This window comes from Caenispirillum salinarum, assembly GCF_044803115.1.
Classification (GTDB): Bacteria; Pseudomonadota; Alphaproteobacteria; order Rhodospirillales; family Rhodospirillaceae; genus Caenispirillum; species Caenispirillum salinarum_A.
Window position 1 is genome coordinate 967,501 of the sequence record NZ_CP085224.1, and the last position, 23,347, is coordinate 990,847.

The 23,347-nt window shown below is 66.9% G+C and carries 19 protein-coding genes, 1 tRNA gene, 2 rRNA genes and 1 pseudogene (1 of these 23 cut by a window edge); 12 read left to right on the forward strand and 11 right to left on the reverse strand.

The features are described from left to right. The 6 genes from LG334_RS04530 to tnpC form a co-directional block, all read left to right on the forward strand. Positions 1–2,218: ribosomal RNA gene (locus LG334_RS04530) — 23S ribosomal RNA — on the forward strand (it extends 520 nt beyond the left edge of the window). 135 nt (positions 2,219–2,353) lie between these two features. Continuing rightward, positions 2,354–2,468 (forward strand): 5S ribosomal RNA (gene rrf / locus LG334_RS04535). 124 nt (positions 2,469–2,592) lie between these two features. After that, positions 2,593–2,669: transfer RNA gene (locus LG334_RS04540), tRNA-Met, on the forward strand. Between the two features lie 129 nt (positions 2,670–2,798). After that, the gene (gene tnpA, locus LG334_RS04545) at positions 2,799–3,233 is read left to right on the forward strand and encodes an IS66-like element accessory protein TnpA (RefSeq protein ID WP_404379658.1); all 435 of its coding nucleotides are present in this window, start codon (positions 2,799–2,801) and stop codon (positions 3,231–3,233) included. After that, positions 3,230–3,583, forward strand: a complete 354-nt coding sequence (tnpB, locus tag LG334_RS04550; protein ID WP_404379660.1) for an IS66 family insertion sequence element accessory protein TnpB — start codon at positions 3,230–3,232, stop codon at positions 3,581–3,583. Before tnpA ends, tnpB begins: the two co-directional genes overlap by 4 nt. A 48-nt stretch (positions 3,584–3,631) precedes the next feature. Beyond that, positions 3,632–5,215 carry an IS66 family transposase gene (gene tnpC, locus LG334_RS04555; RefSeq protein WP_404379661.1) on the forward strand — a complete coding sequence of 528 codons (1,584 nt, stop codon included), beginning with the start codon at positions 3,632–3,634 and terminating at the stop codon, positions 5,213–5,215. 28 nt (positions 5,216–5,243) lie between these two features. Here the strand turns inward: tnpC and LG334_RS04560 are convergent. From LG334_RS04560 to LG334_RS04585, 6 genes and pseudogenes are all read right to left on the reverse strand, one after another. Further along, positions 5,244–5,722 (reverse strand): annotated as a pseudogene (locus LG334_RS04560) (transposase); the annotation flags it as partial. Positions 5,723–5,962: 240 nt separating this feature from the next. Beyond that, on the reverse strand, positions 5,963–6,943 hold the full coding sequence (locus LG334_RS04565; RefSeq protein WP_404383719.1) for a patatin-like phospholipase family protein: 981 nt from the start codon (positions 6,941–6,943) through the stop codon (positions 5,963–5,965). A gap of 32 nt (positions 6,944–6,975) precedes the next feature. Next, positions 6,976–7,107 carry a hypothetical protein gene (locus tag LG334_RS04570; protein ID WP_404383721.1) on the reverse strand — a complete coding sequence of 44 codons (132 nt, stop codon included), beginning with the start codon at positions 7,105–7,107 and terminating at the stop codon, positions 6,976–6,978. 176 nt (positions 7,108–7,283) lie between these two features. Continuing rightward, on the reverse strand, positions 7,284–8,504 hold the full coding sequence (locus tag LG334_RS04575) for an alpha/beta hydrolase family esterase (protein ID WP_404383723.1): 1,221 nt from the start codon (positions 8,502–8,504) through the stop codon (positions 7,284–7,286). A 67-nt stretch (positions 8,505–8,571) separates the two neighbouring features. Beyond that, on the reverse strand, positions 8,572–8,991 hold the full coding sequence (locus tag LG334_RS04580) for a CopG family transcriptional regulator (protein WP_404383725.1): 420 nt from the start codon (positions 8,989–8,991) through the stop codon (positions 8,572–8,574). Positions 8,992–9,305: 314 nt separating this feature from the next. Beyond that, positions 9,306–9,569 (reverse strand): hypothetical protein, encoded by a 264-nt coding sequence (locus LG334_RS04585; protein WP_404383727.1) that lies wholly within the window; start codon positions 9,567–9,569, stop codon positions 9,306–9,308. A 207-nt stretch (positions 9,570–9,776) separates the two neighbouring features. On the opposite strand from LG334_RS04585, the gene soxC reads away from it, so the two are divergent. After that, positions 9,777–11,177, forward strand: a complete 1,401-nt coding sequence (gene soxC / locus LG334_RS04590) for a sulfite dehydrogenase (RefSeq protein ID WP_404383729.1) — start codon at positions 9,777–9,779, stop codon at positions 11,175–11,177. Then, a complete protein-coding gene (locus tag LG334_RS04595; RefSeq protein ID WP_404383731.1) occupies positions 11,164–11,802 on the forward strand; it encodes a c-type cytochrome in 639 nt (212 codons plus the stop codon). The genes soxC and LG334_RS04595 overlap by 14 nt, the downstream gene beginning before the upstream one ends. 460 nt (positions 11,803–12,262) lie before the next feature. On the opposite strand, the gene LG334_RS04600 is transcribed toward LG334_RS04595, so the two are convergent. After that, entirely contained in the window at positions 12,263–14,431 is a 2,169-nt protein-coding gene (locus tag LG334_RS04600) for a PAS domain-containing sensor histidine kinase (RefSeq protein ID WP_404383733.1), read from the reverse strand. Between the two features lie 296 nt (positions 14,432–14,727). Here LG334_RS04600 and LG334_RS04605 point away from each other — a divergent pair, with 296 nt between their 5' ends. Further along, positions 14,728–15,681 (forward strand): ABC transporter substrate-binding protein, encoded by a 954-nt coding sequence (locus LG334_RS04605; protein ID WP_404383735.1) that lies wholly within the window; start codon positions 14,728–14,730, stop codon positions 15,679–15,681. A gap of 327 nt (positions 15,682–16,008) precedes the next feature. On the opposite strand, the gene LG334_RS04610 is transcribed toward LG334_RS04605, so the two are convergent. From LG334_RS04610 to LG334_RS04620, 3 genes are all read right to left on the reverse strand, one after another. Next, positions 16,009–16,890 carry a fumarylacetoacetate hydrolase family protein gene (locus tag LG334_RS04610; protein ID WP_404383737.1) on the reverse strand — a complete coding sequence of 294 codons (882 nt, stop codon included), beginning with the start codon at positions 16,888–16,890 and terminating at the stop codon, positions 16,009–16,011. A 4-nt stretch (positions 16,891–16,894) separates the two neighbouring features. Next, complete coding sequence (locus LG334_RS04615; RefSeq protein ID WP_404383739.1) at positions 16,895–18,847, reverse strand: TRAP transporter permease; 1,953 nt, start codon at positions 18,845–18,847, stop codon at positions 16,895–16,897. 100 nt (positions 18,848–18,947) lie between these two features. After that, positions 18,948–19,916, reverse strand: coding sequence for a TAXI family TRAP transporter solute-binding subunit (locus tag LG334_RS04620; protein WP_404383741.1), 969 nt, complete (start codon positions 19,914–19,916; stop codon positions 18,948–18,950). Positions 19,917–20,194: 278 nt separating this feature from the next. On the opposite strand from LG334_RS04620, the gene LG334_RS04625 reads away from it, so the two are divergent. After that, positions 20,195–20,926 carry a FadR/GntR family transcriptional regulator gene (locus LG334_RS04625; RefSeq protein ID WP_404383743.1) on the forward strand — a complete coding sequence of 244 codons (732 nt, stop codon included), beginning with the start codon at positions 20,195–20,197 and terminating at the stop codon, positions 20,924–20,926. 533 nt (positions 20,927–21,459) lie between these two features. On the opposite strand, the gene LG334_RS04630 is transcribed toward LG334_RS04625, so the two are convergent. Next, on the reverse strand, positions 21,460–22,038 hold the full coding sequence (locus LG334_RS04630) for a hypothetical protein (protein ID WP_404383745.1): 579 nt from the start codon (positions 22,036–22,038) through the stop codon (positions 21,460–21,462). 225 nt (positions 22,039–22,263) lie between these two features. On the opposite strand from LG334_RS04630, the gene LG334_RS04635 reads away from it, so the two are divergent. Together LG334_RS04635 and LG334_RS04640 are read left to right on the forward strand one after the other, a co-directional pair. Beyond that, the gene (locus LG334_RS04635) at positions 22,264–22,506 is read left to right on the forward strand and encodes a thioredoxin family protein (RefSeq protein ID WP_404383747.1); all 243 of its coding nucleotides are present in this window, start codon (positions 22,264–22,266) and stop codon (positions 22,504–22,506) included. A 182-nt stretch (positions 22,507–22,688) separates the two neighbouring features. Then, positions 22,689–23,345, forward strand: coding sequence for a cytochrome c3 family protein (locus tag LG334_RS04640; protein ID WP_404383749.1), 657 nt, complete (start codon positions 22,689–22,691; stop codon positions 23,343–23,345). Positions 23,346–23,347 lie beyond the last annotated feature (2 nt).

A 23,347-nucleotide genomic window follows, 5' to 3' on the forward strand; every position in this document is an offset into this window, starting at 1 on the left:
AGGGGCCATGAGCCCTGACGGCGTACCTTTTGTATAATGGGTCAGCGACTTAGTTTTGCGAGCGAGCTTAAGCCGTTAGGTGTAGGCGAAGCGAAAGCGAGTCTGAACAGGGCGTTCAGTTCGCAGGACTAGACCCGAAACCGAGTGATCTAGCCATGGGCAGGTTGAAGGTGGAGTAACACCCACTGGAGGACCGAACCCACGTCTGTTGAAAAAGACGGGGATGACCTGTGGTTAGGGGTGAAAGGCCAATCAAACTCGGAAATAGCTGGTTCTCCGCGAAAGCTATTTAGGTAGCGCGTCGCGTGATTACCTGCGGGGGTAGAGCACTGGATCGGGACGGGGGGCGCGAGCCTTACCAACTCGAACCAAACTCCGAATACCGCAGAGTACAGCGCGGCAGACAGACTCCGGGTGCTAAGGTCCGGGGTCAAAAGGGAAACAGCCCAGACCACCAGCTAAGGTCCCCAAGTCATGGCTAAGTGGGAAAGGATGTGAGACGGCCAAAACAACCAGGAGGTTGGCTTAGAAGCAGCCATCCTTTAAAGAAAGCGTAACAGCTCACTGGTCTAACTAGCTGTCTTGCGCCGAAGATGTACCGGGGCTCAAGCCATGCACCGAAGCTGTGGACGTGTCTTTGACACGTGGTAGCGGAGCGTTCCGTAGGCCTGTGAAGGTGAACCGTGAGGTTTGCTGGAGGTATCGGAAGTGAGAATGCTGACATGAGTAGCGATAAACAGGGTGAGAAACCCTGTCGCCGAAAGTCCAAGGGTTCCTGCGCAAGGCTAATCCGCGCAGGGTGAGCCGGCCCCTAAGGCGAGGCCGAAAGGCGTAGTCGATGGGAACCAGGTTAATAGTCCTGGGCCTGTGGGAAGTGACGCGCCCCAAAAGTTGTATGCCCTTATCGGATTGGGCGTGCAGCGAAGGGGGGCCTGGAAATAACTCCCACGTACAGACCGTACCCGAAACCGACACAGGTGGACTGGTAGAGTATACCAAGGCGCTTGAGAGAATGGTGTTGAAGGAACTAGGCAAAATGCCCCCGTAACTTCGGGAGAAGGGGGCCTTCCCGTCGGGCAACCGGCGGGGAGGGGCACAGACCAGGGGGTGGCGACTGTTTACTAAAAACACAGGGCTCTGCGAAGTCGCAAGACGACGTATAGGGTCTGACGCCTGCCCGGTGCCGGAAGGTTAAGAGGAGGGGTTCACGCTCTGAATCGAAGCCCCGGTAAACGGCGGCCGTAACTATAACGGTCCTAAGGTAGCGAAATTCCTTGTCGGGTAAGTTCCGACCTGCACGAATGGCGTAACGACTTCCCCGCTGTCTCCAACACCAACTCAGCGAAATTGAAATCTCCGTGAAGATGCGGAGTTCCCGCGGTTAGACGGAAAGACCCCGTGAACCTTTACTATAGCTTCGCAGTGGCGTCAGGGTTCGAATGTGTAGGATAGGTGGGAGGCTTTGAAGCCGAAGCGCTAGCTTCGGTGGAGCCGTCCTTGAAATACCACCCTTTCGGACCTTGACGTCTAACCGCCGCCCGTGATCCGGGTGCGGGACCCTGCGTGGTGGGTAGTTTGACTGGGGCGGTCGCCTCCCAAAGAGTAACGGAGGCGCGCGATGGTGGGCTCAGGCCGGTCGGAAATCGGTCGTCGAGTGCAAGAGCAGAAGCCCGCCTGACTGCGACATCGACGGATGGAGCAGAGACGAAAGTCGGTTCTAGTGATCCGGTGGTCCCGCGTGGAAGGGCCATCGCTCAACGGATAAAAGGTACTCCGGGGATAACAGGCTGATACCGCCCAAGAGTCCACATCGACGGCGGTGTTTGGCACCTCGATGTCGGCTCATCACATCCTGGGGCTGGAGCAGGTCCCAAGGGTACGGCTGTTCGCCGTTTAAAGTGGTACGTGAGCTGGGTTTAGAACGTCGTGAGACAGTTCGGTCCCTATCTGCCGTGGGTGTAGGATGTTTGAGAGGATCTGTCCCTAGTACGAGAGGACCGGGATGGACGTACCTCTGGTGTACCAGTTGTCGCGCCAGCGGCACCGCTGGGTAGCTATGTACGGACGGGATAACCGCTGAAAGCATCTAAGCGGGAAACCCACCTCAAAACGAGACATCCCTGAGAGCCGTGAAAGACCATCACGTCGATAGGCCGGGTGTGGACGCGCAGCAATGCGTGCAGCTAACCGGTACTAATCGCTCGATAGGCTTCAAGTCCCGCCCGCAGCGGCAAGCGCGGCGCGGTGCTCTCCGAAACACACATGTGTTCCCAGCATCCTGACCGCTCAGGCATGAGCGGCCGCTTCACAGGCTTCTGCCGTGCGCTTGCGCGTGCGGTGTGTGTTTGGACGACCTGGTGGTCATGGCGTGGGTGCCACTCCCGATCCCATCCCGAACTCGGCCGAGAAACCCCACAGCGTCGATGGTACTGCGTCCTAAGGCGTGGGAGAGTAGAACGCCGCCAGGTCTTCCAAGCACACCCCGTAACACCCGCCCGCCGCACAGGCCCGCACCGACCTCTTCCGATGATCCCGTCCCAGAACCCGCCGGCGAACGGCCGACACACCAACACCAACACCGACACATCCTGCCGCGGGGTGGAGCAGTCCGGTAGCTCGTCAGGCTCATAACCTGAAGGTCGCAGGTTCAAATCCTGCCCCCGCAACCACCGACATGAAAAAACCCGCCGTCTTCACGACGGCGGGTTTTTTGTAAGCGGGGCTCCTCCCCCACCTGTTGACGAAGCGAGCTCTGCCGCATCGTGATCGCTTTCCGAGGCGAGCGAGGTGCGGCCACGATGGATGACGACAGACTTGATGCCTGGCTTGGAGACAGAGATGAAGCCAGGCCTTATCAGCGGGTGGAGGTCATCACTGGCCGCCGGCAGCGCCGACGGTGGACGGCGGATGAGAAAGCGGAGATCGTGGCAGCGAGCGCGAAACCGGGCGCCTGCATCTCGGACGTGGCGAGGCGGTACGGGGTGAACCGCGGCCTGCTGACGGTGTGGCGACGGGATGCCGGCATCGCCAAGGGAACCGCGGTCGCAGCCGGCGATCCGTTCGCCGAGATGGTGGTCGAAGCTCCGAAACTGGAGGCGCGTCCGCCGCAGCCCGATGCACGGCGGCCGGGTCGCATCGACGTCGTGGTCGATGGCGGGCATGCCGTGCTGTCGGGCGACGTCGATCCCGCCCTGGCGGTCGCCGTCATCGGCGCCCTGCGGAGGCCGCGGTGATCGCGCCGCCGACGGGCGTGAAGGTGGTGCTCTGCACGCAGCCGGTGGATTTCCGCAAAGGACACGACGGTCTGGCGGCGGTCGTGCAGGAAGCCCTGCGGCGCGATCCCTTCTGCGGCGACCTCTTCGTTTTCCGCTCGAAGCGGCTGGACAGGGTCAAGATCCTGGCGTGGGACGGCAGCGGCCTGTGCCTGTTCTACAAGCGGCTGGAGACCGGCCGCTTCACGTGGCCGCCGGTGCGTAACGGCGTCGTCACGGTGTCGCCGGCACAGATGGCGATGCTGCTCGAAGGGCTCGACTGGTCGCGCGTGCGGCGGCGGCCCGTGGAAACGCCGGAAGCCGCCTGTTGAGCCGGTTTCCGGCTGGCCCGGCGCCTCCGGAGCGGGTAAAATCCGGCCATGCCGCTCGACCTCGACACCCTGCCGACCGATGCCGCCGACCTGCGTCGGCTGGTTCTGGCTTTGGCCGAGGAGCGGGACGCGGCGACGGCTGAACGCGACGTCGAAAAGGACCGCGCCGACCGACTCGAACACCTTCTGGCGCAGTTGAAGCGGCTGATGTTCGGCCGGCGCTCCGAGAAGCTCGACCCCGACCAGTTGGCGCTCTCCTTCGAGGACCTGGAGCAGAGCATCGCCGCCGTCCATGCCGAGATGGATGCGGCCGCGCCGGTGGAGCGGCGCCGCCGGCGGACGGGTGACGAGCGGGCATCGCTGCCCAAGACCCTGCCCGAGATCGAGCGCGTCATCGACGTCGCGCCCGAGGACAAGGTCTGCCCCTGCTGCAACGGCGAGCGGCACGTGATCGGCGAGGACGTCAGCCGGCGGCTCGACGTCGTGCCGGTGCAGTACCGCATCCTCGTCACCCGGCGTCCGCGCTACGGCTGCCGGGCTTGCGAGACCGGCGTGGTGCAGGCGCCGGCGCCCGAGCATGTCGTGGCCTGCGGCCTGCCGACGGAGGCCCTGGTCGCCCAGGTGCTGATCGGCAAGTACGCCGACGGCCTGCCGCTCTATCGCCAGGCCCGTATCCTGGCCCGCCAGGGCATCGAGATCGACCGCTCGGTGCTGGCCGGCTGGGTCGGCCACGCATGCTGGTGGCTGAAGCCGCTGTACGACCGGCTGCGGCTGCACCTGCTGTCGTCGGCCAAGCTCTACGCCGACGAGACGCGCCTGCCGGTGCTCGACCCGGGGCGCGGCAGGACCAAGACGGCGCAGCTCTGGGCCTACGCCCGGGACGACCGGCCCTGGGGCGGCGGCGATCCGCCGGCGGTCGCCTATGTCTATGCCGTCGGCCGGGGCGCGGACCACGCGCGCGATCACCTCGGCGGTTTCGCCGGCATCCTCCAGGTGGACGGCTATGGTGCCTACAAGAGCCTCGTCACGGCGAAGGCCGGCGCCGCCTTGCCGCTGCCGATCACGCTCGCCTTCTGTTGGAGCCACCTGCGGCGCAAGTTCTACGAGCTTCATGTGAAGCAGGGCTCGCCGGTGGCCGAGGAAGCCCTGCGCCGGATCGCCGAACTGTACCGCATCGAGAGCGAGATCCGCGGTCAGGCGGCGGAGGAGCGCCAAGCCAAACGGGCCGCTCGGACCCGCCCCCTGGTGGAGAGCATGCGGACCTGGATCGACGCCCAGCTCGCCCGCGTGTCCGGCAAGGCGCCGCTCGCCGAGATCCTGCGCTACGCCGTCAACCACTGGGACGGCCTCTGCGTCTTCCTCGACGACGGCCGTGTCGAGATGGACACCAATGCCGTCGAACGTTGCATCAGGCCAGTGACTCTGGTCAGGAAAAATTCGCTATTCGCCGGTTCCGACGGCGGCGGCGACCACTGGGCCATCGTCGCGTCCCTCATCGAGACGGCGAAGCTGAACGACGTCGAGCCCTTCGCCTATCTGAAGAGCGTCATCGAGACGATCGTCACGGACTTCCCCGCATGCCGGCTGGACGAGCTCCTCCCCTGGAATTGGGAGGCCGCCGTCAACGGCTGATCAGTGTGGGCAACAAGCCCCGCTTACCCCGCTCCAACATCACGCCGAGCCTGCGGTAGCCGAAGCGCCGCCGCTCGGCTGCCAAGTCGCGCAGCCGGAGCCGCACCTCCGCGTCATCAGGTCGGCGGCTGTGATAGCGGATCGAACTCCGATCCACCCCAAGAACCAGGCACGCCCGCCGCTCGCTCACGCCGAAGGCTTCGACGGCATGAGCAACGGCTGTTCGCCGAGCAGCGGGCGTCACCACTTTTTTGCCGTCAGGTCTTTCAGGATCGCATTGTCCAGCATCGCCTCGGCAAGCAGCTTCTTCAGCCGCGTGTTCTCGTCCTCAAGGGCCTTCAGCCGCTTGGCGTCCGACACCTCCAGGCCACCCAACTTGGCCTTCCACTTGTAGAACGTCGCTTCGCTGACCCCATGGCGCCGACAGACGTCGGCGGTCTTCGACCCGGCCTCCTGCTCCTTCAGGATGCCGATGATCTGCTCCTCGGTGAAACGGCTGCGCTTCATTCGGTAGTCTCCCCTGCTGCGGGAGACTCTACCTCAAACTGGAGGAGTTTTCGGGGAGCAGGTCACGCAGCAGCGCCCGGCTGTCGCGGACTTGGCCGAGCAGTGCCGTCACGTGCCTCGGCGCTGCCGCCGGCACGGACGATGAGCGCGCCACAGATGTGATCGCGCGCACCTGCCAAGCGCGGCTGAGCGCCGTTCCTACACCACTCGCCGGGGCACGGGCCTCCGGCAGCCGAGCCTTCAGCATTTCGCCGAGAGATCGTCGAGCAGCCGTTCCGCGGCCTGTTCCCCGCCCGTCCACCGCTCCGCCAATGCCGACGGCGAATAATCGAACAGGCGGTTGCCGATTTCGTCGCTCGCCGGCCAATCGACGGTGACCACGTCGAGCGCCGGCCGCGCCGCTTCGGCCCGTGCGGCGCGAAGGGCCGGATCGTCGTCGGTCCCCGGCGGCAACCGGTCCAGGACGTGACGCAAGGTCCGGCGAAGCTCCTCCGCTTCAGTCAGGTGCGCCAACTGGCGGCGGGTCTGGCTGGCGAAGATGATTTCGTGGCGCCGCGCCAGCGCCTCGGCAACGCCGGTGAACGGCCGCGCACGCGGACGAAAGGGGTCGACGGCGATGCACAGGCCGCCGCGGCTGCGGTCGCCGCGCACCACGTCAAGCGGCAGGTTGGCGCTGAGGCCTCCGTCTCCGAGGAGGTGGCCGTCGATCCGCACCGGGCGGAACTCCGGGACAAGCGCGCAACTTGCCACGATGTGCTCCGGCCCGACGGTCTGGTCACGGGTGTCGAACACGACGTCCTGACCCGTCTCCAGATCGACGGCCACCGCCGTGAAACGGACGGCGCCGGAGTTCAGTCGGTCGAAGTCGACCAGGCGCTCGAGGCTGTGACGCAGGGGAGCCAGGTCGTGAAGGCCGACGTCCTCGGCACGGCCGGGCAGCAGCCCGGACGCCACGGGGGCAAAGATGCCGGGGCGGCCGAGCAGCATCGCCTGGAACTGCCCGGCGAGGCGCGAGGTGCCGAGCTGTGCCGCCTCAGTCCAGAATGTCCGTAGCGCGTCGAGCCCGGCGGGATGGTCGTTGCCGGCTACGAGCGCGCCGTTGACGGCACCGATGGACACCCCGGCCACCCAGTCCGGCCGCACTCCGCCGCGGAGCAGCGCCGTGCAGGCGCCCGCCTCGAATGCGCCCAGGGCGTTGCCGCCGGCCAGGAGCAGGGTCACGGGCGGAGCGGGCGTTTGTTTCCGCGGCTCCGTCATCGGACGTGGCGGCGCGCACTGTCGGGGGGCTGGGCGTCGATCCACTCGGCCATCTCACGCTCCTTGTACATAGATCCCTCGCAGATGCCGGCCACCTCGACGTCGCCCAGGGCCCGCGCGCCTTCCATCAGGGCGCGGTAACCACATGGTTCGGCGGGCGCGATTGCCAACCGTGCGGCCTCGGGAGACTTCTATCACAGCCCTCGATTATCCAGCGTCTTCATTGGGATCGCGTTGCTGCCTCCATTGGAGGAGGCAGCCCACCCTCCGTAGCGGCTCCATTGTGCAGATACCGCACCCCGCCTTAAGCGGTGTCGCGGCGGCCGGCGGCGCGGGGCGCCCGGCCATGCTCGAAGAAGAAGCGGAGCATCTCGCGGCTCGCGTCCGGGCCGCGGGGATCGGTGTAGGACCCGGCCGTACTTCCGCCGGCCCAGGCATGGCCGGCGCCGTGGATGGTCCAGTGCTCGCACACCGCCTCGCCCGACGGAGCGGTGTGGACGACGCGGCTGTGAGAGTGGCCGCCGGCGGTCTCCCCGCGATGGGTCGTCGCCCGTGTGCCGGCGGCCGATGACCGGGCCTGCACCGCCACGGCGTCGCCGTTGCTCGGGTTGACGGTCGTATCCGCGTCGCCGTGGAACACGATGGTCGGGATGCGAAGGGGCGTCCGGGGGCTCGATCCGCCGCCCTGCCGCATGGCGGCGAAGGCCGACGGGATGTCGCGGGCGCTGCCGACCGGCAATCCGGAATGGACGCCGGCGGCGGCGAAAACGTCCGGGTAGGCGGCGGCAAGCACGGCCGCCGCCGCACCGCCCGCCGACAGGCCGGCGACGTAGACCCGGGCCGGGTCGGCGGGGTGGTCGCGCAGGATCTGGCGGGTGAGGCCGGCGAGGATCGACGGTTCCCCGCCGTCACGCTGCTGATCCTTCGGATTGAACCAGTTCCAGCAGCGGTTGGCGTTGGCCGCCGCCGGCTGCTCCGGATAGGCGACGAGGCAGCCGTGTTCCTCGGCCAGGGCGTTCATCCGGGTTCCGGCCGCGAAGTCGTCGGACGACTGGGTGCAGCCGTGCAGCATGACGATCAGGGGCAGGGGCGTCGCCGGGCGGTTGGCGGGAACGTAGAGCTTGTAGTCCCGTGATCCGGCGGCGTTGGCGTAGGTGAAGGTCTCGAAGGAGGCGCCGTCCGGCAGCGGTTCCGTCACCGTGCGCGCCGTCTTGCCAAGGCCGCTGGGGCCGCCGTTCCGGCGCGCCTCCTCGGCCAGCCGCCGCAGCGTCGCTCCCAGGCCGGCGCCCGGAGAGGGGCGGGTCCGTTCGGCTTTCGGAGGCGCCTGTTCGGTGCGGGGGCGCGGGGCGTCCACCGTGATGTAATCGGCGTCAATGACGGGCGCCGACGGGCCGCGAGGCGGCGCGGACGCCGACGCCGTCTCGCCGTTGAGCAGGCGCTGGATGAGCGCGGTCGCGTCGGACAGCTTGCCGGCGCGGGTCAGGCGCGTTGCTTCGGCCATGCCCTTGGTCAGGGTTTCGGTCATCGAGGAGTCTTTCAAGTTGTTTCCTGAGGGAGGGACCGTCTTCCTGCGGGCATCGCCGCGAAAGCCGTTACGTGGTCCGGTCGGCGAGCGCCGCCTTGACGTCGGGGCTCGCGTGGAGGGCGCCAAGGACGGAAACGGATGCGATGGTGGCGCGGGCAAGCTCGGGCGTGACGTCCGGCGCGATGCTGCAGAGGCCGAGCACCCGGATCTCCAGCATCTGCCCGGCGTCGCGTGCCGCTTCCAGGTCCTGCCGGCCGTAATGCCGCAGGCCGAGGTCGACGCTTTTGCGCGCGACCGCCTGCCGGACGACGTCGTTGTGCCGGTCGATCTGGTTGCGGATGGCGGTGCGGATGAAGTCGGTACGGTTGGAATAGAAGCCTTCCTGCACCAACAGGTCGACGTGCCCGAGGTCCACGAAGCCCAGGTTGATCGTAATTTTCTCGCTCTCCGCCGCCTTTGCGGGAGATGCTCCCTTGCTCCTCACCATCTCGGTTCCATCCTCTTGCCATCCGTGTGGATGGTGATATGGGCATGGGCGGCGGCCGGCGCAAGAGCGTGGGATGGGACCGACACGTGGCGAAAGTCCGACGCTTACGAGGCAGGGGCTCGATCCACGACATCGCGTAGCCGGCCGGACACCTGGAATTGATCAATGAGAGCCAGATATGGGCCCTCGTCCCCTACACGGTCTTCGACCCCGACGTCCGTGTCGCTGTCGAGAAAGACGTCCTTGACCAGCTGGCGGGCGGAGTAGCAGTCGAAGGAGCCGCGCGCACTCGTCGCCCTGGCCGAAGACCTGCGTCAGCACCCGTGCCCAGCGCGGGCCGTCCTCGCCCTGGGCCCAGTGGAGGGGGCGACGCAGTGCGTCTGCATGTCGACAATGAATTCATCGCCCGTCAGCACCTGCTCGGCCGCCGCTGGTTCCAGCGCGGCCTCGTCGGGCAGCGCGAACCGGCCGCCGCGTCTGCCGGCGGCGGCGTGGGCCTTGTTGAAGGCGAGAAGCGTGGCGGCGCCGCAGGCCGACGTCAGGAAGGTCCGCCGACCCAGCCCCAGCCGCTTTGCCATCGCCCCCGCCCGCTCGTGCGCCAGAGCATTGCACGGAATATGCCCCCAAGCGGCCAGGAAGCAGTGACGTCAACCGCGACGGGCGGTCGGAGGGCGGGAGAGACCTCAGACTGCTCATCCTCAAACATTTAGACGATATCCTTCCGCACCCGCAACAATACGACAGGCGTTGAAGTGTCTGGAGTATGCGTCTCGGGAGGATCCCCAATGACAACAAGACAAACAGACGGCCTCGACCCCGCCATCGTGGCGGAGATCGAAGCCCGCCGCGCCGCCGAGGATGCCCATCTGCGGCGGCTGAAGGCGGCCAGGGAAGATTGCGACTGCAAGGACGGCATGTTCGCCGGCGTCACTTCGCGCCGGGGCGTGCTGGCGGGCTTCACCGCCGCCGCCGCCGGGCTGGCCGCTTCGGCCGCGCGGGCCGGGGAGGGCGCGCCGGTGGAAGGCATTCCGCCCGGTGCCAAGGACTTCCCCGTGCCGGACACGCCGTGGAAGTCGCTCGGCCCGCCGGTCAACCGCAATGGCGGCTATGGTTCGCGCTCCCAGTTCGAGACGGAAGTGCGCTGGCGCTACCCCACCGCCACGGACACCACGTCGTGGTCCATGACCCCACTGGGGGAGGGCATGGGCATCGTCACGCCGTCCGGCCTGCACTTCGAGCGGCACCACGCGGGCGTCGCCGTCATAGACCCCTCGCATCACAGGCTTCTGGTTCACGGGATGGTGGACCGGCCGCTGGTGTTCGACATGGCGTCGCTGCGGCGCTATCCGGCGGTGTCGCGGATGCACTTCATCGAATGCTCGGGCAACGGGCTGACGGAGTGGAAGGAGCCCACGCTCAAGACCGTGCAGGGCACCCACGGGCTGACCAGCACGTCGGAATGGACGGGCGTGCCGCTGTCGACCCTCCTGGCCGAGGCGGGCGTGCAGGACGGCGCGGCCTGGATTCTGGCCGAGGGCGCGGACGGCGCCATGATGACCCGCTCCATCCCCATCGACAAGGCGTGGGACGACGCGCTGCTCGCCTACGGCCAGAACGGTGAGATGCTGCGGCCGGAGCAGGGCTACCCGCTGCGCCTGCTGCTGCCGGGGTGGGAGGGCAACACGCACATCAAGTGGCTGCGGCGGCTGGAGATCAGTGACAAGCCGTTCATGACGCGCGAGGAAACGTCCAAGTATACCGACACCATGCCCGACGGCCGCTCGCGCCAGTTCAGCATGGTGATGGAGGCGAAATCCGTCATCACCTTCCCTTCCGGCGAGATGAAGCTGCCCAAGCCCGGCTTCTACGAGGTCACGGGCATCGCGTGGTCCGGCCGGGGGCGCATCCAGGCCGTGGAGGTTTCCGCGGACGGCGGCCGCACCTGGGCGCCGGCGATGCTGGACGGGCCGGCCCTGCCCATCTGCCACACGCGGTTCCGCTTCCCCTGGCGGTGGGACGGGCAGCCGGCCATCCTGCAAAGCCGCTGCATCGATGAAACGGGCTACGTCCAGCCCACCATCGCCGAGCTTGTGAAGGAGCGCGGCCTCAACAGCGTCTACCACCTGAACGGCATCCAGAGCTGGAAGGTGGACAGCGACGGGAGCGTGACCAATGTCCATGCATGACCGCGGAAACACCCGGCTGCTTCTGGCCTCGGCGGCGCTCGCGCTGGTGCTGGCGGCACCCTCCCACGCCATGCAGGAACAGGCGGAAAAGGCCCCCGAGGCCGTCGCTCCCGACGCGGGCACGCCCGCCGGCCCGACGGAGGTCTCCTTCGGCTTCGGCCAGCCGGCGCCCGACGACCTGATCGCCCAGTGGGCCATCGCCATTCCGCCCGACGGGGAGCACCTGCCGGACGGCTCTGGCTCGGTGGAGCAGGGGCGGGAGGTCTTCAACACCGCCTGCGCCGCCTGCCATGGCGAGGACCTTCAGGGTGTTGCGGGTACCGGCGGCGTGGCGCTGATCGGCGGCCGGGGGACGCTCGGCACCGACGCGCCGAAGAAGACGGTGGAGAGCTACTGGCCCTACGCGACGACGCTGTTCGACTACGTCCGCCGCGCCATGCCCTTCACCGACCCCGGCAGCCTGACGGATGAAGAGGTCTACGCCGTCAGCGCCTACATCCTCAACCGCGGCGAAATCATCCCCGCCGACGCGACCATGGACGCCGACACGCTGCCCCGCGTGGAGATGCCCAACCGCGACGGCTTCTACCCAGACCCGCGCCCGGACGTGCAGGACTATCGCTAGAGGAAAGGGGCCCGGCACCGCGCCGGGCCCTCGTCCTAGATTTTCAGTCTGTCACCGGCGGCGTCGTTCGCGAGCAGGTGACGGGCACAGGCACGCGAGTGACGCCTCAGGGCCGGCGCACCAGGTCGGGCACGCCCAGGTTCCCGATCAGCCGGTCGATTTCGCGGGCCACCAACTCCAGGTCGCTGTCGCGCACCGCCGAGGCTGGTCTGCGTGAGGTTGAATGCGATGTGCAGGCCAAGGCCGGTCTTGCCGCGCCCGCGCGCCCGAGTGAAGAAAGGATTGAAAACCTTGGGATGGAAAACGGCGTGGAAGGTTTCGACGCCGATTGACAGTCATGGGATGAGGCTGACGGTCGGCTCTTCTCCGGCCGCCGCCTGCTCCACAGCCCGGTGCTTGGAGTCCACGGGAAAGTACCGCCGCTTTTTCTTCGGCAGGCCGGTCATCGGACATTTGAGCCCTAGCCCCTGGAGCCTTGACCGGCCGCTAGGGCGGGCTCGCCGTCGCACGATTGCTGCGACGGCGCGGGCGCCGCGGCCAGCGTGACAGTGACCGTGGTGCCCACACCGGGCTCGGATGTCAGGTGCACCGTGCCGTCCAGCCGTTCGACGATCTCCGCAACAATGCTGAGGCCGAGCCCGAATCCGTTGGTGAAGTCCCGGGTCGGATTGTTGATCTGCTCATAAGGACGAAAGATGCGCGCCTGGTCGGCGACCGGAATGCCGATGCCGGTATCCTCGACCGTCAGGCTGACGCGGCCAGGGACATCAGCCCTGATCTTGAGCGTGACGTGACCGTGTTCCGTGAACTTGACGGCGTTGTCCACCAGGTTCTGGATGAGCCTGCGCAGGAGCAACGCGTCGGCTATCACTTCAGGTGCCTGATCGGCTTGCTGCGGTTCGAGCGCGATCTCGATGGGTTTGCCTGTCGAGGCCCGTGCTTGCGCGAGAACATCCGTGCAGAGAACGTGGATGTTAACGGGCTTGAGGTCGGCGGGCATCAAGCCTGCCGTCAGACGGCTGAATTCACTGAGTTCATTGATGTAGCGCGTCAGGCTTTTCGTGGCGACGGCGATGTCAAAAACCATCTCCCGCTCACGCTCTTCGAGGACCGGCGATTTTGCAAGGCGGCGGATTTGCAGCGTGATCGCCTGGACCGGCTGCCGCAGGTCATGGCTCGTGGCGGCGAGATAGCGGTTCTTCTCGGAGGTCGCCTGGCGCGCCTGCCGGAGGGCCGCTTCACGGTCGGTAACGTCCGTCAGGGCCAATGTCCGCCGGCCCGTTCCCGATACGCCCGCCCTTGCCGTGCCGATGATCTCCCGGGATTCGTTGACCTCGATGTCCTGCCTTTGTCCATCGGCCGCCGTTGCCGCAAGGGTCACGGGAAGGGGCCGGGTGCCGGCGACGATCTCCTCGATACGCTCGGCCTCACGGGCATCAAAAAGAACGGAAAGATGTCCCCCGGGTCTGGCATCCGGCGCGAAGCGCCGTGCTGCTCGATTGGCGTACCGGATGGAGCCGTCCGGCGTCACGCTGACGAGACCCGTGGGGCTGGTCTCGAGAACGGCCTGGAACACGATGCTGTGCGCCCTGGATGCCATCAGGCGCCCCGATAGCGCGATGCCGAGGGACAACGCGAGAAGCAGAACGAGGAAGGGGACCCGACTTTGCAGAACGTCATGCCGCATGGCCGCGAGATCGACCATGCCCCGGACCAGAAGGTCATTCCCGTAATCAAGAAGATCCACGACGTACCAGTCGCTCCCGTCGATGATGACCTGCCTTGCCTTGCGCGGCAGGATGGGAGGCGATACCGACCGGCCAACGGCATCGAGAAAGGCAGCATCCGCATCATCGGCGGCAAGAAGCCTGCCGTCGGCCGAATAGATCGCGATCTTCAGGTAAGCCATCTTGCTCGGCGCGGTCGCGGACGACAGGATGTCCAGCTTGAAGGCAGCCTGCAGCGTGGCTTCGTTATGCGAAATGCTCTTGCGGCCGGTCGCCTGCACCATCCAGTCCAATGGCCCCTGTTCCGGACCGGACAGGATGAAGCGCGATGTGGTGGACGGGGACATGTGGGGTGAAGCGGCCGTGGACGAGGGTGCGGCGCCGGCGTCCCGATCCACAAGACGCTTTGGGGCCGGAAGACGCCGTGCATGCGAGACCGGAATGCCGACGGTGTCGATGACGTCCCCCTTGCCATCAGACAGGATCAGGTGGTTAATTCCGAGCGGCGTCACGACATCCTGGGTCACCCAGTCCAGCGAGCCGGCGTGCGCGACAGGCCCGATCCTGTTGCCGGCAATCGTCAACAGCGTATTGATCGACCCGATTTTGCTCCCGGCCTCACGCGCACGGGCCTCCACGATCTCAGCCGCCTGAAACAGTGCCCGATCCACCTCGCGCTGGTGGTCAATCACCAGGAAGCCGAGACCCACAAGAAGAACCAGGACGGCGACGATGCCTGCGCCGAGGCGCGACACCCGTTCCGGGGTCAGCCCGGCGCGAGTCCCGAACCGGCCGCGGCCCGAATCCCTGCCGAACACCGGTTTTGGCCGACCTTCGGTGCCTCTGACGCCGCTGTACGTGCGTCGAAACGGCGCAACTGCGATCCTGGACAACACGGACATGAGACGCTGACCCGTTGCATGCTCTAATGCAATCAGTGTAAGCCCTCCGGACCACAGGGCAAAATCGATTTGGTGCCGGAACGGTGCCGCATAGCTACCGCTTACAGCGTCTTCGGGAGACCGCCATGCGGGATACCTTCCGCGCCGTCGTCACCGCCAGCTCGCTTGCTGTCCTTCTCCTGGCTGGCGCAGCCGTCGCCGCACTGCCTCTTGGCAGCTCCGCTCGCGCGTCTGAAACGATCGGGACCCGCGTCGTGGGGGCAGGTGTGACAAGAGGGCAAGATGATTCCCGGTCCGTGGCCCTGCTGCTCTATCGCGGTTGTGAGGAGGCGTGCACCGCCTTCAGGGATTGGCTCGCGGAACGGGGCATCGCCGTGAAGATCCACGTGTTTGATGCCCAGGTTGATCCGGGCCGCCTTCCGACGCTCGTCAAGGCCGCCCGGCAGAGACAACCCGATGTTGTCGTAACCTGGGGCACCCAAACGGCTCTGGCAGCCTTCGGTCCCTTAGGTGAAGTCAAGTTGGGAACGCATTTCACCGACAGGCCCGGTGTCTTCATGATTGTTTCGCAACCCGTGGCGTCGCGCCTGATTTCCACGACAGCCCCGCGTCGCCGGAACATCACGGGCACGCAGTACCTGACGGAAGAGGGAGACCAGATCGACGCCGCCCGGACGCTGCTGTCGGAATCAGGCCGGCCGCTCTCGAAGGTCGGCGTGATCTACACACCGACCGAGCCCAACGCGCAACTGAACGTGGCGAAGCTGCACGCCGCCGCTGAAACGCGAGGGATAACCGTCATCAAAAGGGCGCTGCCGCTGAACAAGGATGGTGAACCGAACCCCGAAGCCATACCCGCCCTTGTCGCAGAACTGGCCTCCGCCGGCATCGACATGATTTACCAGCCGGCGGACACCGTCATGAACGTCAACAGGCACATCCTCGGGCGGTCGGCCCGTGGCCACGGCATTCCCGTTTTTGCGGCGGGGGAGGCTCCGGTCCGTGATGGCGTGGCTTTCGCGGGGCTGGTGTACAGCTACGCGGCCGTCGGGCGGAAGACGGCAGAGATCGTGGCCCGGGTGTTGGACGGTGAGAGGCCGCGGGACATTTCCGTGGTCGCGCCGGGACAGCCAGACCTTCTGTTCAATGCCGCCGTGGCCGACGACATGGGAATCGTGCCGCCGACGGACGTCATCCGCTTCCTCCGCTACACCGGCGACGCCTGCAGCATATGCGGCGAAGGGCCGTGAACAGCGGGGCCATCGGATTGACTGTCCACCATGGCCGCCAAGGCCGGGATCTACGCGCGCGCCATCGCGCCACCGCAACCACAGGATGAAAAACCCCGCCGTCTTCGCGACGGCGGGGTTTTTCATGGTCGGCGGCCGCGGCCGAGGTGGGGGACACGCAGGGTAAACGGGCTGGCGCATGCCCGCGCGATCGACCGTCCCCTGTAGCCCATCCGCCAGTGCGTGCGCTGCCGGTTCGCCGCCGACAAGAAGGCCCGCACTACCGGCTGAGCCTCCGCCCTACCACGGCGGGGGCATCCGGCCGGGCACTTCTGCGCGTCACTGCAGTCAGGCGTAAAGCGAGACCGGGTTCTCAAGCGTCCCGATGCCGCTGATGTCGATGCGCACCCGGTCGCCGTCGCGGAGGTAGCGCGGCGGGTCGAAGCCGATGCCTACCCCCGCCGGCGTGCCGGTCGCGATGATGTCCCCCGGCCGCAGGGTGATGCCCCGGCTGATGGTGCTGATCAAGGTCGGCACGTCGAAGATCAGCGCCGTGGTCGGCGCGTCCTGGCGCAATTCGTCGTTCACCCAGCAGCGCACCACCATGTCGTCCAGCGAAACCGAGTCCGCCGTCGCCACCCATGGCCCCATGGGACAGAAGGTGTCCTGCGACTTGCCCAGAAGCCACTGCTTGTGGCGCCCCTGGATGTCGCGGGCCGTGACGTCGTTGACGATGGTGTAGCCGAAGATGTGTTCCAGCGCGCGCTCCTTCGGAATGGCTCGGCCGCCGGTGCCGATGATGACCGCCAGTTCGGCCTCGTAGTCGATGGCCGTGCTGATGTCCGGGTCGATGAGGATCGGCCGGTTGGGGCCGATGACGCTCTCCGGGACCTTGGAAAAGATGATGGGGGCGTCCGGCACCGCGCCCGACGCCGCGCTCATGTCGAAGCCCGACTTGGCGAACTCGTGGGCGTGGTCGAAGTAGTTCTTGCCGACGCAGAAGATGTTGCGGGTCGGGCGCGGAATGGGCGCGTCTAGGGTCACGTCGGCCAGTGGCACGGGCTCGCCGGCCTCCGGCAGGGAACGCCCCGCCGCCGCGCCTTCCACGATCGCCCGTACGCCGAGCGCCGCAGCGTCGTCGGAGAGGGCCAGGGGGCTCACGGCGGTGCGGTCATCGGACACCAGGCCGACATGGCGCCGGCCGCTGGCGGTGTAGGTGGCGAGCAGCATCAGGTCATATCCTCCGGTCACGATGAGCATTTTGCGATGTGGACGATGAACGCGGCGCGCGCGGCACCGGCAGACCGAGCGCCAGCGCGAGCCCGGCTGCGAACAGCACCAGGCCCCCGGCGTCCACCCACCAGTGCGCCGGGAACAGCAACAGGACCGATGCGGCGAACAGTACAAGGCGCGGCGCCAGGCCCATCCGCTCCGTCACGAAGGTGCAGCCCTGCAGCGCCATGGCCAGCGCGGTCAGCCCCACAAGGTGGCCCGCCGTCGCGTGGACGATGTCCCACCAGGTTCCGTACAGCAGGATGCCCGGCGCGTAAATGAAGCTGAACGGCAGCAGTACCAGCATCGCCCCGTATTTCAGCGCCGCGACGCCGGTGCGGATGGGGTCCGATCCCGCGATGGCGGCAGCGGCGAACGCCGAGACGCACACGGGCGGCGTGATGTTGGACAGGCAAGCGGCATAGAACACCACCAGATGGGCGGCGATGGTCGGCACCCCCAGCTTGATAAGGGCCGGGGCGGCCACGACCGACAGGATGATGTAGGAGCCCGTGGTGCTCGACCCCATGCCAATGATGACGGAAATCAGCATCACCAGCAGGGCCGCCAGCAGCAGCATGCCGCCGGAGAAGTCGACCAGGACGGCCGAGAACTTCAGCCCCAGGCCCGACAGCACGATGCCGCCGATGATGATGCCCAGCGTCCCGATTGCGGCGCCGGCGGCGGTGTTCGCGTGGGCGCCGCCGATCAGCCCGCTGACGATGTCGCGCGGGCCCATGCGGGTTTCCTTGCGCAGCCAGGACAGGACCAGCGCGGAAACGCTGCCCCAGAAGGCGCCGACCTCGGGCGAATAACCGTTGAACAGCAGCCCGACGATGACGATGAGCGGGATGAAAAAGTGCCAGCCGCGCTTCAGAACGGGCCACAGGTCGGGTGTTTCCTCCCGCGACATCCCCTTCATGCCGGTGCGGACGGCCTCCAGGTCCACCATCAGCAGAACGAAGATGAAGAACAGGGTGGCCGGAATGATGTTCATGACGGCGATGCCGAGGTAGCTGCTCTCGGTCAGGGTGGCCAGGATGAAGACACCCGCGCCCATGATGGGCGGCATGAACTGGCCGCCGGTGGATGCGATGGCCTCGATGCCGCCGGCGACGTGCGGCCGGAACCCGATGCGCTTCATCAAGGGGATGGTGAAGGCGCCGGTGGATACCACGTTGGCAACCGACGATCCGGAAATGGAGCCGAACAGCGCCGAGGTCATGGTGGCGATCTTCGCCGGCCCGCCGCGCCAGCGGCCGGTCAGGGCGGTCGCCAGGTCCATGAAGAACCGGCCCGCGCCGCTGCGCTCCAGGAAGGCGCCGAAGACCATGAAGGGGAAGACAAAGGTTGCGAAGGTGGCCGTGATGACGCCGAAGATGGCTTCCTGCGTCGAGTACGTGAACTCTATGATCCGCTCGACGGTCAGGCCGGGGTGGCTCAACTTGCCGGGCAGCCATTGGCCGTAATAAAGCTGCACCAGGAAGATCAGCCCCAGCACCAGCAGCGCCGGCCCGAGCACGCGGCGCGTGGTCTCCAGCATCACGACGATGCAGATGGCGCCCATGGTCAGGTCCCATGTGTTGGGCGCGCTGACGCGGAACATGGCGTAGGAGATGTACTGGTCCATCCAGTAGCCGACCGACACCACGGCGGCGGCGCACATCACCAGGTCGAACAGGCTGGGGCGGTGCGCCGGCGCGCCTTTCCGCGCCGGGTAGAGCAGGAACACCAGGACCGAAGTGAACAGCAGGTAGAAGCCGCGGTTGGACTCCGTGGATTCGATGCCGAAGCCCGAGGTGTACATGTACCAGCCGGCGAAGAACGCGGCGACGCCGGCGTAAAGCAGCGCCCACCAGCCGCGCAGGGTGCGGCCCTTGGCGGAAAACTCGCCGAACCATGTGGGAGCCGTCATGCAGCGCCTCCGGCAGGCTTCGCGGGATCGGGAACGGGGCGGACGGCGGCCGTGCGGGTCTGGATCGCGCACGGCCGCCGGCGTCATGGCGGGTCGGACATCACTCCTCCCACATGCCCTGCTCCTTGTAGAATTCCTCGGCGCCCGGGTGCATGGGCGCACCCAGCTTGGCGAAGTTCTCGTTGGACGGCGAAAGCTGCTTCCAGTTGCGGTGGCCCGACTCCAGTTCCTCGCGCGTCTCGGGGTCGTACACGTGCTCCAGGATTTTCTTGACGGTTTCCTTCGGCACGCGCTCGTGCGCCACCCAGTAGACGGTGGTGTAGGGCAGGGTGGTCTCGGGCACGCCCTTGTACATATCTGCCGGAAGGTCGGCGGCGTAGTAGAAGGGATAGGTCTCCTCGATCTTCGACATTTCCTCGTCGGTGTAGGGAATGACGTTCACGTCGTGGGTCTCGGCCAGTTCGCTCACGGCCGCCGCCGGAGCCGAGGACTGGCAGAAGGCGTCGATCTGGCGGTTGCCGAGAGCGCGGCCGGCATCGGCGAAGGTCATCATGCGCGGCTCGACGCTCTCCTGCATGTCCAGCGCCTTGAGGATGTTGGTGCAGTTGAACACCGTGCCCGAGCCCGGCGGGCCCAGGGCGACCGTCTTTCCCTCCAGGTCGGAGACGGACTCGATGTCGTTTTCCTCCAGGGTCACGAAGTAGGTCGGGCCCTCGTAGGCCTTGGCCACGCCGCGCAGCATGTCGCCCTTCGGCCCGTTGGCGAAGGGTCCTTCCGGGGTCTGGGCGAGATAGACGTGCGAGCCGTACACGATGCCCATGTCCAGCTCGCCCTTGATCAGCCGCTTGGCGTTCTCGGTGGAGCCGCCGGTGGTGACCTGGGTGACGTTGACGTCGGGCAGATCGCGCGACAGCACCGTGCCGGCGGTGCCGACCATGTAGTACATCACGCCGCCGGGGCTGGAGCCGCCCCACGCCACGTCCTTCACCTCGTCCTGCGCCTGGGCGCCGACGGCGGTCATGGCGACGCCGAGGGCGACGGCGGCGGCCATTGTGTTGTGCATCTGCATGGAGTCCTCCCGATGTTCGAACGTGTCCGCGCGGCGGGATGGCGCGGCGGAGTTCCTTTTCATTGGGCGGTGCGGGTCGGACCAATAGTGGACCAAGTTCCGCTGAGCCACGTAAAGCATGAACCAATGAGCCGTCGGGGATCAACGCGGGGGCCCTGGTTCATCCGGCGTAGCACCATTTACAGCACTTTTTTCGCGCCAGTTTGCGCAGAGGCTTTTGACGCGCAGCGCTTGTACCAATATGCTGTATTGGTACAAGCCACCTGCCGGATACGCCGATGTCTGCATCCGAAACAGCCTTCAACCGCTTGCGCCGCATGATCCTGGAGTCGGAATTACCCCCGCGGCGCCGTTTGCCGCCGGAGAGGGATCTGGCGGCCGATTTCGGGGTCAGCCGCGGTGCCCTGCGTGGGGCCCTTGCGCGGCTGGAGGAGGAGGGGCTGATCTGGCGCCATGTCGGGCGCGGCACCTTCGTGACGTCCCGCGTCGCCGCGGCCGCCAGCATGGCTCCGGCGCCGACTGCCGATGATGGGAGCGGCGAGACGGGACCGGCGGCCCCTCCGCGGTTGTTCCGGCCGGATACCACGAATCCGCAGGAGGTCATGGAAGCGCGGCTGATCCTGGAGCCGCACCTGTGCGGCCTGGCGGCCCACCGTTCGTCACCCGCCCAGATCGCCTTCATGGAGACGTGTCTGGCGGAGGGCGCGGCCGCCGAGGACATTCCCACCTTCGAGCGCTGGGACGGCGCCCTGCATCGCAGCATTGCGGAGGCCGCCGGCAACAGCCTGATGGCGGAAGTCTTTCGCGCCATCGACAGCGTCCGGGACCAGGAAATCTGGGGCCGCCTGAAGCGCCAGAGCGTCACGCCGGAGCGGCGTCGCGCCTATGTGCGGCAGCATGGTGCGGTCGTCGAAGCCATCCGCGACCGCGACGCCGAGGCCGCCAAGCGCCTGATGCGCGAGCACCTGACGGCGGTGCGGCAGAACATGCTGGGGTCGGCCGGCGAATAGCCCGGCGGCAGAGGCGGCGTGCAGTGGCCGGCGGTGCAGAATTGATGGTCACGTCGCCGACGGTCTTCCGCCGGAATGCCAAAGGCAAGGCCAGATGTTCGATCAAGACGACGTCCGCCTCTCACGATGCTCATCTCCGCGCAGGGCGGATGGTGTTCCGTTACGCCACCATCGCCGGGTCCGCGACGATCAGCCGGCGCATCATGTCGTGGTCATCGCCCGGCGTGATGCTGATCGCACGGCCACGGCAAGTACCTGATCGTCGACAAGATCCCCAAGGCCTTCGCCAACTACTTCGAGGCCGAGCAACTCGCCCGCTGGATGGACCTCTGACCCGCACGATCGCCGTGGCCAAGCATGGTGGGGCGACGACGCGGCCGCGCGGATGGTCGAGGCGCTGCCCTCGGCAGTGCCCTGCCGGAAGCGGTCGGGCAGGACGCGCGCCCAGGTGGAAGGTTTGCCGCACGTCATCGACGCGCTGATTGCCGGCTTGCCCGCGTCGCCAGACGGTCCGGTTTGATGCATCCGCTTGTTCAGTGATGCGGTGCTTCTCCGCCCGCGACCGCCAGGTGGTGTGCCTGGTGGTGCATCCCGATGGTCATGATGCCGATGAAGCCGAGGCCGCGGATCATGCCCGTTTCGGCGCCGGTGACGGTGAGCCGGGCGCCGCCGTCGATCTCCTCGGCCGTCATCGTCATGCCCTCCGCGCCCGTCATCGTTTGCGCGTGGGCGGGAACCATGCGGCGGATGGCGCCGACCACGTCGGGAGCGTCAGCCGTCACGTCGAAGGCCGCGCCGCCCGGCACGGGGCGGCTTGAGACATCGGCGCGCAGCGTGACCGCGTCCATGTCGATCAGGTGCCGGCGCAGCGCCGCGATGTCGACCTTGCTCCAGTCCGTCTCCGGATCGCTTCGGAGTATGTCCACGATCTCCGCGATGGCGGCGAATGCGGCTTGTCCCGGCTCTTTCGGTGCGGATGCGGCCGTCTCGGCCGGCTTATGGTCCGCCGCATGGGAATGGCCCATGGCCGTCGAGTGGTTGTCGGCGGCCGAGGCTGCCGTGGCGGCGAGTGCGGTCGCGAGGCATCCGGCGATGAGCGGCAAGATTTTCATGAACAGGCTTCCTTCCGACCGGTGTTCTGGCGGTGTGCGGGGCATCGCACATCAGGATGGTCTGTCCGGAGAGGCCGTTCAAGGCGGCAGCGTCCGTACCGCCCCGGCTCATGATCCCGTTGCTCCCGGCTCCCGGCACAGCGGCGGGCGTGCCATGCCCCGCGCGCATGACGGAAACCCGCATATGCGGGCGGACGTATATGCGAATCGTCGCATGTTCTCCCCATGAACACGATCATGAACATCCTGGCCGCCGTGGCCGACCCGTTGCGCCTTCGGTCTCTCGCCCTGATCGAGAAAAAGGCCGCCGACCTCGGCATCGAGGTGGAGGTCGAGAAGGTGACCGACATGGGCGCCATCATGGGCTACGGCGTCATGTCGACGCCGGGTGTGGTCATCGATGAAACGGTCGTCCACGCCGGCGGCATCCCCAAGGCCGAGGCCGTGGAAGCCTGGCTGAACGACTGACGCGCCCTCTTGCGCTGCGGCATGCGATGTCCGACCGTGCGGCGGCAGTGCGCGCGAGCCCTATGATCGTGACGGTCTTCGCCGTCTGCACCGCCGCCGCAGGTGGCCGAGACCGGCGAAGGAACTACCGAAAGCCGCAGCGCGTTTGTCCTGATGTTCATCAGGGAAACAAACGTTCCGTCATGTCGAGGATCTTCCGCAAGAGCGCCGACACGTGGCTGCGTGTCATCATGCTGTTCGTGGCTTTGGCGCTCGTTGCGGGTGCCGGCCTCCTGGTCGCCGGTGCGGCGTCCAACGTCACGACGCGCGAGAACATTGCGCCCGCGCAGCCCGTCCCGTTCAGCCACAAGCATCACGTCGGCGGTCTCGGGATCGACTGCCGCTATTGCCATACCGCCGTCGAGGTGAGCGCGTCGGCCGGGCTGCCGCCGACGGAAACCTGCATGACATGCCATTCCCAGCTTTGGACCGACGCCGACCTGCTTGCGCCGGTGCGGCAGAGCTGGGCCAAGAGGACCCCCATTCACTGGGCGCGCGTTCATAACCTGCCGGATTTCGCCTACTTCGACCACTCCATCCACGTCAGTTCCGGCGTGGGCTGTGTCGAGTGCCACGGGGCCGTGGACGAAATGCCGCTCACGCGCCAGGCCGAGAACCTGCGGATGCGGTTTTGCGTCAACTGCCACGATGACCCCGCACCGCGGCTGCGGCCGCGCGAGGCCGTGTTCGACATGGAATGGACGCCGCCAGCCGACCGCCGCGCCCTCGGCGAGACGCTGGCGCAACGCTACGGCATCGACACCGAGGACCTGACCCACTGCTACATTTGCCATAGGTGACG